This is a genomic window from Kushneria phosphatilytica (assembly GCF_008247605.1).
GTDB classification, from domain to species: domain Bacteria; phylum Pseudomonadota; class Gammaproteobacteria; order Pseudomonadales; family Halomonadaceae; genus Kushneria; species Kushneria phosphatilytica.
This window is the reverse complement of the sequence record NZ_CP043420.1, coordinates 211,436-223,948: the sequence shown is the minus strand read 5'-3', so window position 1 is coordinate 223,948 and position 12,513 is coordinate 211,436. Positions and strand designations below refer to the sequence as shown.

10 protein-coding genes are annotated in these 12,513 nt (G+C 61.2%); 2 read left to right on the top strand and 8 right to left on the bottom strand.

All coding sequences use genetic code 11. The features are described 5' to 3' along the window. Nucleotides 1–633: 633 nt before the first annotated feature. Nucleotides 634–1,737, top strand: a complete 1,104-nt coding sequence (locus tag FY550_RS00990) for a YadA-like family protein (protein ID WP_070980751.1) — start codon at nt 634–636, stop codon at nt 1,735–1,737. 65 nt (nt 1,738–1,802) lie between these two features. Beyond that, nucleotides 1,803–2,021 (top strand): hypothetical protein, encoded by a 219-nt coding sequence (locus FY550_RS00985; protein WP_070980749.1) that lies wholly within the window; start codon nt 1,803–1,805, stop codon nt 2,019–2,021. A gap of 233 nt (nt 2,022–2,254) precedes the next feature. Here FY550_RS00985 and FY550_RS00980 read toward each other — a convergent pair whose 3' ends face one another. The 8 genes from FY550_RS00980 to FY550_RS00945 all read right to left on the bottom strand — a co-directional run bounded on the left by FY550_RS00980 (nt 2,255) and on the right by FY550_RS00945 (nt 12,510). Beyond that, nucleotides 2,255–4,000 carry a methyl-accepting chemotaxis protein gene (locus FY550_RS00980; protein WP_070980746.1) on the bottom strand — a complete coding sequence of 582 codons (1,746 nt, stop codon included), beginning with the start codon at nt 3,998–4,000 and terminating at the stop codon, nt 2,255–2,257. Between the two features lie 182 nt (nt 4,001–4,182). Next, a complete protein-coding gene (locus FY550_RS00975; protein ID WP_070980745.1) occupies nt 4,183–5,943 on the bottom strand; it encodes a methyl-accepting chemotaxis protein in 1,761 nt (586 codons plus the stop codon). A 168-nt stretch (nt 5,944–6,111) separates the two neighbouring features. Beyond that, entirely contained in the window at nt 6,112–7,839 is a 1,728-nt protein-coding gene (locus FY550_RS00970; protein WP_149054295.1) for a methyl-accepting chemotaxis protein, read from the bottom strand. A 159-nt stretch (nt 7,840–7,998) separates the two neighbouring features. Continuing rightward, the gene (locus tag FY550_RS00965; protein WP_070980737.1) at nt 7,999–8,898 is read right to left on the bottom strand and encodes an AEC family transporter; all 900 of its coding nucleotides are present in this window, start codon (nt 8,896–8,898) and stop codon (nt 7,999–8,001) included. Between the two features lie 153 nt (nt 8,899–9,051). Then, nucleotides 9,052–9,510, bottom strand: a complete 459-nt coding sequence (locus FY550_RS00960; RefSeq protein ID WP_070980735.1) for a DUF7282 domain-containing protein — start codon at nt 9,508–9,510, stop codon at nt 9,052–9,054. Nucleotides 9,511–9,678: 168 nt separating this feature from the next. Continuing rightward, the gene (locus FY550_RS00955) at nt 9,679–10,653 is read right to left on the bottom strand and encodes a C-terminal binding protein (RefSeq protein ID WP_070980733.1); all 975 of its coding nucleotides are present in this window, start codon (nt 10,651–10,653) and stop codon (nt 9,679–9,681) included. 22 nt (nt 10,654–10,675) lie between these two features. Further along, nucleotides 10,676–11,701, bottom strand: coding sequence for an L-idonate 5-dehydrogenase (locus tag FY550_RS00950; protein ID WP_070980731.1), 1,026 nt, complete (start codon nt 11,699–11,701; stop codon nt 10,676–10,678). A 38-nt stretch (nt 11,702–11,739) separates the two neighbouring features. Further along, nucleotides 11,740–12,510, bottom strand: a complete 771-nt coding sequence (locus FY550_RS00945; RefSeq protein ID WP_070980728.1) for a glucose 1-dehydrogenase — start codon at nt 12,508–12,510, stop codon at nt 11,740–11,742. Nucleotides 12,511–12,513: the final 3 nt, after the last annotated feature.

Sequence of the window (12,513 nt, the reverse complement as noted above, 5' to 3'; positions counted from 1 at the left end):
AAACTTCCACTACTCCCACTGCTTTTGCAGTGCCACAGCTTCTCACGCGGTTAAATATTCACCCCCAAAAGCTGCATATTGTAAACCTGTTCCATGGGGCCGAATTCATTCTTTTCTCATGATCCTGCCAATAATTGTGCCATCTGGATCATCACCACACACCATCAGAATTTCGAATATTCACCTTCGGCGAGGCCCATCCAGCGCTTTTCCCAATGACGGTCCGAACCATCATCAGTGCGACCATCATTCTTTTATCATCGCGAGCAAGCGCACTGTTCACAATGGGAAAACTCCATCGAAATCGGACACACCATAAAAATCATGTCTTATGGTTCATGGTGCTTTGAAAAATTAAATACTTGATATCAGCAGCATCAGAAATCTAATTCTTCAAGGGGGTTTAAACAGACAGACATCTCTCTATCAGCCGATGACATTGCTGATATCAGCAGTACGTCGCACTTCCAATGGCACAATCATCACCGTCTCTTCCCGCCAGAATTACAAACAGTTTCTTCCGGAAACATTGATTCGCATCTCGCTGAATCACCCCGGAAAGCTGACAGAAAACGGTCACTACCCGATTACCGGAGAGGGCCGCTTCAGGGAACCAATCAGGGAAGATTCATCATGAAAAAGACGCTGATCGCCTCTGCCGTATCCGCTGCTCTGATGACGTCATTCACTTCGGCTTATGCCAGCCCTTATGACAATTGCGGCTGCATCGTCGAGGACATGCAGCAGGATATTGCCAACAATAGTCAACAGATCGAAGACAACCGCAACGCCATCAGCGAGGTCTCGGCACACGCTGATCGCAATACCGGACTGGGCGAAGGCAATCAGCGCAGAATCGATGAGCAGGCTGCCTGGAATGATCGCCAGGAAGGCGTTATTCGTCAGAACCGCGGCCGCCTTGATGACATGGACGCGCACAACCAGCGCCAGGACAGCGCCATCGACAACACATTCGCCCAGATCGGCGGCATCAAGGCGCACGACCAGGCCCAAGACGACGCCATGAGCGACCTCGGCCAGCGTACCGATACCAACAGCGGAAATATTGCTGCCAACACGCAGACCAATGTACGCCAGGACAGCGACATTACCGCCAACACGCAGACCAATGTGCGCCAGGACAGTGATATCAGCCGCAACGGGCAACGCATTGATAGCGTCTCGGCGCAGGCCGACCGCAATACGGCAACCGGTCAGACCAATACCAAAAACATCGAAACCAACCGGCAGGGCATTCTGGCCAATGCACAGCTCAACGAACAGCAGGATAGCGCCATCCAGGCCAATGCCAGCACCAATGATCGTCAGGACGAAGCACTGAACCAGCACGCTAACGTCATCAATCGCAATGCGGTCGAGCTTCGCGACTATCAGCGCCAGACCAGTGCCAGCCTTGCGCAGCACTCGGAAGCGATCAATCGCAATACCGCAGACATCCAGCAGAACCGGGCGGATATTGCCGACATTCGTGGCGACGTGGACGACCTTGAGGCTGGCGTGGCCGCAGCCATCGCAGCCGCTTCGCATCAGTTCTACCTGGGCGCCGATGCAGGCGGTCAGCTGAGCATTGCCGGAGGCTCCTACAAGGGAGAAAACGCTGCCTCTCTCGCCCTCGGTGCGCCGCTCAACGATCGTCTGTTCGTCAATGCCAACTGGTCGCACGATTCACGCGGCAACAACGCCTACGGCGCGGGCATGAACATCAAGCTCTGGTAAGCACACCGCCCCCCATCATCACAGCCGGGTCCGAGCGGCCCGGCTTCATCGGGAGAGGATCGATCATGCTACCTTCTTTCAGATCAGCCCAGCCTCATCATCATGGCAGGCTGGCCACCCTGCTGGCCGCCTTCACACGCTCTCGTGCCGAGCGCATTGCCCATCGCCGGTTACTGGAAGCCGCCAGCGCCTTTATCGAAGAGCCCGGCGTCAACCGTCTTGAAAGGCTCCAGGCCGCGGTACGTTATAGCCAGTTCACCCTCGAACCCGAGGACGATGACTGAAGCGGCCCGATGGCCGCTTCACTAACTGCCTGCATGGAGTTCGCTGCCGTGCAGGCAGCTCAGAAAGCCGAAACCCGCCGCTCCGCCGCCATCGCCCGGTTCGCTGCCGTGCAGGCAGCTCAGCAACGAAGGGCCGAAACGCGTGGGGTTGGGCGCGGCTTTACTGCCGAGCAGGCAGCTTCAGGGAGCGCTCGAGGTCGAGCGCTCCTCGCTTTTGAGGCCTGTTACAGGTGTCAGAAGCTTTCCCACTCATCCTCGGTGGTGGATGTGCGAGAGCTCGATGCCTGTGGCCGATGGAGGTGCTGCTGTGATGACGTACCCTTGGCCGGGTGAGTGCTGCGAATTCGGGGTGAGTGTTCGTTATTGGCGGCCTTCACAGCGGCCAGCCGCTTCGTGCGGCCCATGGCGGTCGCCGGGGTCAGTTCGCTGCCGGCATGCTCCAGGCGGAAGAAGGCCATGCGTTCGAGCAGCGCTTCGGCCTGCTCCTGCAAGAGCCGACTGGCCTCTGCCGCCTGCTCGACCATGGTGGCATTACGCTGGGTGATCTCATCCATCTGGCTGACCGCCAGGTTGACCTGATCGATCCCGGTGGACTGTTCGCGATTGGCGAGCGCCATTTCAGAGACGATATCGGTGGTGCGCCGTACGCTGGTAACGATCTCGGCCAGCGCTTCGCCGGACTGTCGCACCAGCTGGCTGCCGTTTTCCACGGAGTGCACACTGGTTTCGACCAGCGATTTGACCTCGCGCGCGGCCTCGGCGCTGCGACTGGCGAGGTTGCGCACCTCCCCCGCCACTACCGCAAATCCACGCCCCTGCTCGCCAGCGCGGGCCGCTTCGACTGCCGCGTTGAGTGCCAGCAGGTTGGTCTGGAAGGCGATGCCGTCGATCATGGTAATGAACTCGGCAATCTGCTGGCTGGAGCGATGAATGTCTTCCATGGCCGAGACTGCCCGACCGGCCACTTCCCCGCCGGCGACCGCCTGAGCGCGCACGCCACTGGCCAACTGATCGGCCTGCTCGGCATTGTCGGCGTTCTGGCGCACGGTAGCGGTCATCTCTTCCATGGAGGCGGCGGTCTCTTCGAGGCTGGCGGCCTGCTCCTGAGTACGCTGGGAGAGTTCATCGCTGCTGCTGGCCAGCTGGGCAGAAGTAGCGCTGACGGTTTCAGCATTGCGCCGTGCCTGACTAACGATCTCCACCAGCCGATCGCGCATGCCGGCCAGGGCGTTGAGCATGCGCCCGAACTCATCCTGATAACGGTGCTCGATCCGGGCATCCAGATGGCCGCGGGCAATCTCGGCCGAGAAATCACAGGCTCGATTCAACGGACGGATAATACCTCGCGTCAGCCGCCAGCCCGCCAGACCCAGTGCCAGCAGGGCAACCCCCAGCAGTGACAGAATCACCCAGCGCTGTGCATCATGCGCCGCCTGACCGGCCTGATAGGCACTCAGGGTCTTGGCCGCCTGCGCATTCATCAATTCGGTCAGGTCGGCGCTCAGGGTGGTAAAACCGGGCTGTAGACGTTCATTGCCCAGTGTCAGCGCCTGATCAAAACGTCCCTCGTTCAGCAGTTCACGATAGCGCTCCAGGCTGCCTTCCAGTGTCTGGCGCTCCTCGATGACACGATCCGCCAGCACCCGCTCCTGACCGGTCGGCTGACCATGCAGGTAGCGCGGCCAGTCCTGCTCGAAGGTCTCAAGGAAGGCATCGAGCTGCTGTCCGGCTTCGGTCGTGGCGGTTGGGCTGCGTTCGAGCGTGGCACGTAGCAGTTGGGACTGTAATGCCAGCAGATGGCTTCGCACATCCGCCAGCGCCTGCATTGGTTCAACATTGCCTTCGTAGATGTGCTCGACTTCGCTATCCGCTTCATTCAGGGCATGAACGCCCAATCCGCCTACGGCGGCCAATAGCAATGCACAGAACCCCAGGGTCGCCGCCAACCTGGCCCTGACGCTTCGTTTCAATCCCAGCATGATACTTTCCCCCTGCCCGGCATCGGCTGACCGCTGCCCTCACACCTGCGCCGATGCCTGACGGGGCCCGGCCGTTCGAAGGCGTTATCGCCCCACTTCGAACAAACTTGAATCAGGCGATTCAGGGATAAAAAAGACCGCCCCGGGAGGCGGTCCTATCAGCGACATATCAGAGGCGCACTTCAGAAGCTTTCCCAGTCATCGCTGAGTTCAGCTTCGGCGGCGCGGGGACGCGCCTGTGTCTTCGTCACTGAGGAGGCCCCTGTTGAGGCCGCCGCTGACGATTCAGCAGGTTGCGGGGTGGCCTTTTCAACGTGAGGGCCAGGCTGTTTGTCGCTACTCATCGCAGTGAAGTGGTGAGACTTGCCCTTTGGGGCATGAGCCGGTTCGGCGTCATGTGCCAGCTGGAAAAAGGCCATGCGTTCGAGCAGCGCTTCGGCCTGTTCCTGTAGCGTACGACTGGCGCCCGTGGCCTTTTCCACCATGGCGGCGTTACGTTGAGTGATTTCATCGAGCTGGCTGATGGCGGTGTTGACCTGATCGATACCGCTGGTCTGCTCGCGGCTGGCCATGGCGATTTCGGACACCAGATCGGTTGTCCGCCGCACACTGGTCACGATGCCGGCCAGCGTCTCGCCGGAGCGCTTGACCAGCACACTACCGTTTTCCACCCGCTCGACACTGGTATGGACCAGCGCCTTGATCTCGCGAGCGGCTTCAGCAGAGCGGGTCGCCAGCGAGCGCACTTCTCCGGCGACCACGGCAAATCCCCGCCCCTGCTCACCCGCCCGGGCGGCCTCGACCGCGGCATTGAGCGCCAGCAGATTGGTCTGGAAAGCGATATTGTCGATCAGTGACACGATCTCGCTGATCTGATGGCTGGATTCGTTGATCTCACCCATCGCACTGATGGCCTCGTTGACCACGTCACCACCGGCGACCGCCTGATCACGGGCACTACCGGCCAGCTGATCGGCCTGACCGGCATTATCGGCATTCTGGCGTACCGTGGCGGTAATCTCTTCCATCGAGGCCGCCGTCTGTTCGAGGCTGGCCGCCTGCTCCTGGGTTCTGCGGGAGAGTTCATCGTTACCGCTGGCCAGCTGTGCAGAAGTTGCCCCCACACTTTCGGCATTGCGCCGTGCCTGGCGAACGATATCGGCAAGCTGATCGCGCATGCTGACCAGAGCATCGAGCACCCGGCCGAATTCATCGCGATATTGATGCTCGATACGTGTATCAAGATGCCCCTGAGCGATCTCTTCAGTGAACCGCTGCGCCCGATGCAGGGGATGCAGAATGCCGCGGGTCAGTCGCCAGCCGACCAGTGCCAGTGCGGCCAGGGCACCGATCACCATGGCGCCAATCAGCCAGACCAGCTGCCCGAAGCGTGATTGACTCTGCCCCCAGGCGCTCTCGGTCTGCTGCTGTTGCAGATCCAGCAGACCGGAAAGATCCTGGCGCAGGGTATCGAACTGCCCACGCAGGGTATCGTTGTAAAAGTCGATCGCATCGCCTCGCTGATTGAACTCGAGCTGCTGGCGATAGGTCTTCAGTTGTTTATCGAGTTCGGCGCGTCCCTGCTCGACCTGATCGATCAGCGCCTGTTCCTGTGCACTACGCTGACTGGTTGCCAGATAGTGCTGCCACTGCCGAGCAGAGCTCTGCTGATAGTGCGCCAGTGCCTGCCTGTTCGCCGCCATGGTCTCGTCGGAGTGAAACAGGGCCGGTGTCAGCAGCTTGCCACGCAGTTCCAGGGTGTCACCGAGTACTGCGGAAAGGGCTCGCATGGGAATGACATTGCGTTGATAGACACGCCCCATCGAACTGTTCGATTGATACAGCGCCATGATGCCCAGCCCGCCGACCGCCAGCAGCAGCGCGGCCAGCAAGGCCAGGGTCAGCACCAATCGGGTGCCCACACTTCTGTTCCAGAACCGCATTGGTTCATCTCCCTGCGTTTATTGTTGACCAGCCCACCGGCGACTGGTTGAAGTTCCGCTTAATGGCGGTTAACGGCCGCCCGTGCAGAGAACTTGAGCATTGCTTGCCTGCTGAGCACCCATGAAAAAAGCCGCCCGGAGGCGGCTTGAAGGAAAACAGCGATAACGTCAGAAACTCTCCCACTCCCCCTCGGTCGAGGCAGTCGCCAGAGCCGGCGCAGGTCTGCGATCGGTATGCCGGGTCGCCGTACCGGAAGAACGGGTCGACTGGCGCACGGCGGTCGTCATCAGGTGATGAGCACTGCGGTCTTCATGACGCGGCTGTTCGTGTTCTGCACGCCCCTGCCGTGTATCCAGCTGGAAGAAGGACAGTTTCTCCAGCAGCGTCTCGGCCTGCTCCTGCAGCAGCCGGCTGGCACTGGAGGCCTCTTCGACCATGGCAGCGTTGCGCTGGGTAATTTCATCCATCTGCGAGACCGCCATGTTGACCTGTTCGATGCCAGCGGACTGTTCACGACCAGCCATGGCAATCGCGGAGACCAGCTCGGTGGTACGCTGCACGCTGGTCACGATGTCTCGCAGCGTCTCCCCCGAGCGCGTTACCAGTGCATTGCCCTTCTCCACTCGTTCGACGCTGGTATTGACCAGTGTCTTGATCTCACGGGCGGCTTCCGCCGACCGGGTTGCCAGGGTTCGCACCTCACCGGCGACCACTGCGAAGCCCCGACCCTGTTCCCCGGCGCGAGCGGCCTCGACCGCCGCATTGAGTGCCAGCAAATTGGTCTGGAAGGCGATATCGTCGATCAGCGATACAATCTCGCTGATCTGACGACTGGAAGCACTGATCTCTTCCATGGCACTGACCGCCTGATTGATCACCTCACCACCGGCCATCGCCTGATTACATGCCTGCCCCGCTGTCTGATCGGCCTCGCCAGCGTTATCGGCATTCTGGCGCACCGTGGCGGTCATTTCTTCCATCGAGGAGGCGGTTTCCTCAAGACTGGCGGCCTGTTCCTGGGTCCGCTGGGAGAGCTCATCGTTGCCGCTGGAGAGCTGAGACGAGGCATTACCCACGGTTTCGGCGCTGAGCCTTGCCTGGAGGACGATATCGGCAAGCCGATGGCGCATATCAGCCAGTGCATCGAGCACCTGGCCGAATTCATCGCGATACCCATGTTCAATGCGAATGTCCAGACGCCCCTGCGCGATCTCTGCGGTAAAGCTTCGGGCGCGGCGCAGCGGCAGCAGAATACCTCGGGTCAGTCGCCAGCCAACCAGTGTCAGCGCGACCAGCGCCACCAGGATGATGCCGGAGACGAGCAGGCGCTGATGTTGATAGGCCTGCTGACCATGCTGATAGGCAGTCAGTACGGAACCGGTCTGAATCCCGAACAGTTGGGTAAGATCCTCGCGCAATGCCTGGAACTCGTCTCGCAGAATCGAATTGTTGTAGTCGACCGCTCGCTCGAAATCCCTGGAGGCCAACAGCGCAAAATAGTGCTCCAGCTTCTCCGAGAATGCCTGGTGCTCCCGGGCCACCTTGTCAGCCAGCTCACGCTCCTGACCGCTCGCGGGGACCGAAGCCATGTAGATCGGCCAGCCGTGTTCAAAGTGCTCGCGGTATTCGGCCAGGTTGTCACGTGCCCGGGTCATCTCCTCTTCGTTGCGAATCAGGGCCGGCGTCAGCAGCTGACCGCGCAGATTGAGGACACTGCTCATGACCTCACTGATAGCCTCCATGGGCAGTACATTGCGCCGGTAGACATCGCCCAGCGACTCATTGGACTTGCCCAGCGCCGTCACGCCCATCCCGCCCACCAGCAGCAACAGTGCTGCCATGAATGTCAGTGTTACTACCAGGCGGGTGCCCACACTCCTGTTCAGTAATCCCATCTCTGCCTTCCCCCGGTCTCTTGTCAGTGCGCGTGACCGCCCCCGTTCGAGTCACCGCGTTGCTGCACTATCGGTTCAGGAAAAGCCATTCTTTAGAGTCTGAGGAATAATAATTCCATGGAGACTTTTTAATTAATACACTCCGCTAAAAAGTATTATTCAAGCCATCACCGCCATCCAGAGCGGCAGGGTCAGGGCCGCCAGCAGGGTAGAGAGAAAGACCAGGCCCCCCACGGTACGCTGATCCTCGGCGGTGGTGGCAAAGGCCAGCGCATTGACGCCGATCGGGCCCGCTGCCAGCAGTACCAGCACCTGCTGCTCGACGGCCCCGACCCCCGCCAGCGTCGTCGCCAGCGCTACCAGCAACGGAAAACCGATCAGCTTGAGCGCACAGATACTCCACACCAGCCGATTCGAACGCAGCCGGTAGCGTGTCAGGCCAATCCCCAGCACCAGCAGGGCACAGGGCAGCGCCGCCCGCGACAGCCAGTCCAGCATCTGCCACACCGTCTCCGGCAGGCCGAGCCCCAGTGCATTCATCACCATGCCGAGTAGCAACGCAATCACCAGCGGATTCTTCAGCGTCGCCAGGATCGAACCGAGGCCGGGGCGGCGCCCTTCGGCATTGGCCAGTGCCACATGCACCGATTGCGCGGTAAACAGGATCAGGCTGTGCGCGGCCAGGATGGCGTAGAGATAGACCAGCCCCTGGTCGCCGAACAGTGCCGCCACCAGTGGCAGTCCGACCAGCACGTTGTTGGAGTAGCTGCCGGCCAGACCCAGCGCGCTGGCCTGATGGCGTCGGCGGTCAATGAGCGTATTGACAAGGGTGAAGATGATCAGCGCAGGCAGGAAGTAGAGCGCGATCAGAAGCGGCGAAAGCGCATCCCCCAGCGGCGCCCGGGCAATCCCGGTAAACAGCAGACAGGGCATGAACAGCCGGAAGGTGATCGTCGACAGCCCACCCATGCCTTCCGGCGAGAGCCAGCCGCGCCATCCCAGCAGATATCCCAGAACGATCAGGCCGAAAATCGGCAGGATGGCCCAGACGGCAACCATGCAGGAGTCTCCAGGCGTCATGCACCGGCAGGTCTCGGCACACTGTACCTCGTGATTCGTCTATCGCACCGCGGTAACCTGCGATAAAAAACCCCGGGGGCAAGGCCCGGGGTCCATGAGACAGTAACATGAAATCCAAAAACGCAGGCGGTATCAGCCGCTCGCACTGCCCAGCACATCGGTGACGGTAAAACTGCGGGTCACCTGATGTCCCTTCAGCATCACGGGCGGATCCAGACGCGGATGGTCGCTGCCCCGCTCGAAGCTGTACCGATCCCCCGTATCCCGGTGCAGCATCGCCGTAAGCTGTTCGCCCTGCTGGACGCTGTCACTCAGCCCAACGCTGACCCGGGCATGATGGCCGGCCTGCAGGAAGGCTCGGCCCACCACCGGCCCGTGACCGCTGCCGTGACTGGCAGAAGCGTCATGAATGATGACGAAACCATCTTCGGGAATGTCGATATTGCGTACGGTGACATGTCCAAAGCTCTCACTCTGATCCTGCACACTCAGCGATGGCGTAACACCATCAGCAGTCGCCGTATTGGGCAGGGTCAATGCAGCGACCGTCAGCAGACCCATCAGGGTTCGATTCGAATGTCTCGGAGTCATGCCGCTCCTCCTGGCGTCGGCGGCTGAATGTCGTCGGCGCCGAACGTGGACGGCCCGCGCCCTTCGTTCAGTTCCACTTCAGCTTATCAGCGCTATTCCAGCCCTGTCGTCACAGCAATGGACCACTTCGATGAAAGTGGTAGAGATGACAGCGGCAGATGAGTCGAGTCATTGCCCGAATGAATGCAGCACTTCGGGATTGAGCAGATTGCCGGGCCGGCGCCCCTGGATGACATCGACGGCGTTCTGCACCGTGCGTCGCTTGAGCTCGGCATAGGACTCCTCGGTATAGAAGCCCGCATGGGGCGTAAGGACTACCCGTGAACACGCCATCAGCGGGTGATCCGCCGGTAGCGGCTCCTCCTCCAGCACATCGAGCCCGGCGCCCAGCACTTGCCGGGACTGCAGTGCCGTTACCAGCGCAGCAGTATCCACCACGCCGCCGCGGGCGGTATTGATGAGCACGGCATCGGAGCGCATGCGAGACAGCGCCTCGGCATCGATCAGGTGATGAGTCTGCTCGGTAAGCGGCACATGTATTGAAACTACATGAGATGAGACCAACAGCTCATCGAGGCTGATGACGGGCCAGCCTTCGGCAGTAGTGCTCCCGGGAGGGTAACGACTGTCGAATACCACAACATCAAATCCCAGCCCGGCCGCCTTGCGCGCCGTGGCGCTGCCGATGGCGCCAGCGCCGACCACACCGAAGCGACGCCCGGCAAACCCATGAATCGGCCATGAAGCGGCAAGATCCGGCTGGCCGTCGCGCATGCGCCGATCCATGCCGGCCGTATCACGCGCCACGGTCAGTGCCAGCGCAATGGCGTGATCGGAAACCGCTTCCGTGCCGTAATCCGGCACATTGCAGACCGCCACACCCCGCTCTGTCGCCGCCTGAACATCAAGAGTATCGACGCCCACGCCGTAGCGGGAAAGTACTCGTACGCTCGGCAGCGCATCGAGTACCTCCCCGGTAATCCGGCCATACTGAACCAGCAGACCATCGGCACCGTGGGCGTTGGCAATGATGCCTTCCGGCGAGACGTCCTGATAGAGCTCACACGTGCCGCCGGACCGGTCGATAACATCACGTTCGATCTCGACATCGGCATGGTCACAGTCGGTGATGACGATCTTCATGGCCTGCTCTCCAGACTCAGTGTCAGCGCTGACCTTCGGCCGGCCACAACTCGACCAGCACCTTGCCGGAAGCCTGCGAATCCTTTGCCGCGGCAAAGGCCGCCTCGGCATCGGTCGCCGGCAATACATGGGTAATTACCCGATCGAAGCGCTCATCGGTTGCCAGCAGCTCGATCGCCTCATCGATCTCCTGATTGAAGCGGAAACAGCCACGCAGCTGCACCTCCTTCGAGATCAGCGCCGCCAGCGATACCGGTTGAGGACCAGCGCCCATCATGCCGATCTGGGCGATCACTCCAGCGCGGCGCACAGCGGTAATGGCGCCATCGATGGACGCCGGCACCCCGGAGCACTCCAGCACCACATCAAAGGCTTCCGCGGGCAGTTCATCCACGCCGATCTGCAGCGTGCGTGTAACCCCCAGCTCGCGCGCCCGCTCGAGCGGCCCTTCGAGCACGTCGGTCGCAGTCACTTCGGCTGCGCCCTTTGCCAGCGCAGCTGCCGCTGCCAGCAGCCCGATCGGACCGGAGCCACAGACCAGCACTCGTTTGCCTTCGACACCGCCGGCAATGTTGATGCCGTGCAGGCCGACCGCCAACGGCTCGGCCAGTGCCGCCCGCTTCAGCGATAGTCCTTCGGGGAGTTGGCGAATCATGCCGGCATCAACAATCAGATATTCGCTCATGCCGCCCTGGGTGTGCGGCCAGGTCGAAGCGGAGCCGAGATAGGCACCGTTGGGCCACAGGTGCGGCATTGCCTCGATGCCCGGCTGCGAGTCACCAAAGGTTGCCGGATGCAGGGTGACCGGCGTGCCGGGTGCCAGCCGCCCGGAGGGATCGTGATCCACCACGCCGGACATCTCGTGCCCGGGAATCAGCGGCTCACGTACCACGAAGGCGCCGTTGGCGCCTTCGTGATAGTAATGCAGATCGGAGCCACAGATGCCGCCGAAGGCCATGCGCAGCCGCACCTGACCCTCGCCCGGCTCGGGCGTCTCAACATTGCTTTCCCGCAGATCCTGCTTGCCGTGAATGAACAGGGCTTTCATTTCACCGTCCTTTCGTCAGGAACGTACCTCAGAGAGGTTCAAACCACGGAGGTCATGCCACCGTCGACCAGAATGTTCTGCCCGGACACAAAGCTGGAGGCGTTCGAGCAGAGATAGAGCAGCGTACCGACCAACTCTTCGACCTCGCCCCAGCGCGCGGCCGGGGTGCGTTTCTCGATCCAGGCATTGAAGTCGTCATCCTGCCACAGTGCCGTATTCATATCGGTCCTGAAATAACCCGGCGAGATGCAGTTGACCTGGATATTGTAGCGCGCCAGATCAGCGGCCATGCCCTGAGTGAGCATGACCACCCCGCCCTTGGAGGCACCGTAGGGCGCAATGGTCTGGCGGGCCAGTTTCGACTGTACCGAGCCGATATTGACGACCTTGCCCGAGCCCCGCTCGGCCATGGCCGGGGTAATGGCTCGCGATACATAAAAGGCACTGGAGAGGTTGGTGGCCAGTACGGCATCCCAGTCTTCGGGATCGAACTCGGTAAAGGGCGCGCGCCGCTGCAGACCGGCGTTGTTGACCAGAATATCCGGCACGCCGTGCTGCTCGATGAGGGCCGTCAGCTGTGAACGAACCTCCTCGGCGTCGGTGACATCAAAGGTGACGCCGCTGACCTCAGCGCCGGTGGCGTTCGCGATGTCGCGGGCGGCGGCATCAACGGTGTCGCGTGAGCGGCCGTGAATGATCACTTTCGCGCCCTGCTCCGCCAACCCGCGCGCCAGGGCATTGCCCAATCCGCGCGAGGAACCGGTCACCAGTGCCAGGCGACCGCTGATATCGAAAGGATTGCTCGCCATGCC

Excerpts from the sequence above, each read along its gene's own strand:
- FY550_RS00990 (WP_070980751.1), top strand. The coding sequence starts at position 634 with ATGAAAAAGACGCTGATCGCCTCTGCCGTATCCGCTGCTCTGATGACG.
- FY550_RS00985 (WP_070980749.1), top strand. The coding sequence starts at position 1,803 with ATGCTACCTTCTTTCAGATCAGCCCAGCCTCATCATCATGGCAGGCTG.
- FY550_RS00980 (WP_070980746.1), bottom strand. The coding sequence starts at position 4,000 with ATGCTGGGATTGAAACGAAGCGTCAGGGCCAGGTTGGCGGCGACCCTG.
- FY550_RS00975 (WP_070980745.1), bottom strand. The coding sequence starts at position 5,943 with ATGCGGTTCTGGAACAGAAGTGTGGGCACCCGATTGGTGCTGACCCTG.
- FY550_RS00970 (WP_149054295.1), bottom strand. The coding sequence starts at position 7,839 with ATGGGATTACTGAACAGGAGTGTGGGCACCCGCCTGGTAGTAACACTG.
- FY550_RS00965 (WP_070980737.1), bottom strand. The coding sequence starts at position 8,898 with ATGGTTGCCGTCTGGGCCATCCTGCCGATTTTCGGCCTGATCGTTCTG.
- FY550_RS00960 (WP_070980735.1), bottom strand. The coding sequence starts at position 9,510 with ATGACTCCGAGACATTCGAATCGAACCCTGATGGGTCTGCTGACGGTC.
- FY550_RS00955 (WP_070980733.1), bottom strand. The coding sequence starts at position 10,653 with ATGAAGATCGTCATCACCGACTGTGACCATGCCGATGTCGAGATCGAA.
- FY550_RS00950 (WP_070980731.1), bottom strand. The coding sequence starts at position 11,701 with ATGAAAGCCCTGTTCATTCACGGCAAGCAGGATCTGCGGGAAAGCAAT.
- FY550_RS00945 (WP_070980728.1), bottom strand. The coding sequence starts at position 12,510 with ATGGCGAGCAATCCTTTCGATATCAGCGGTCGCCTGGCACTGGTGACC.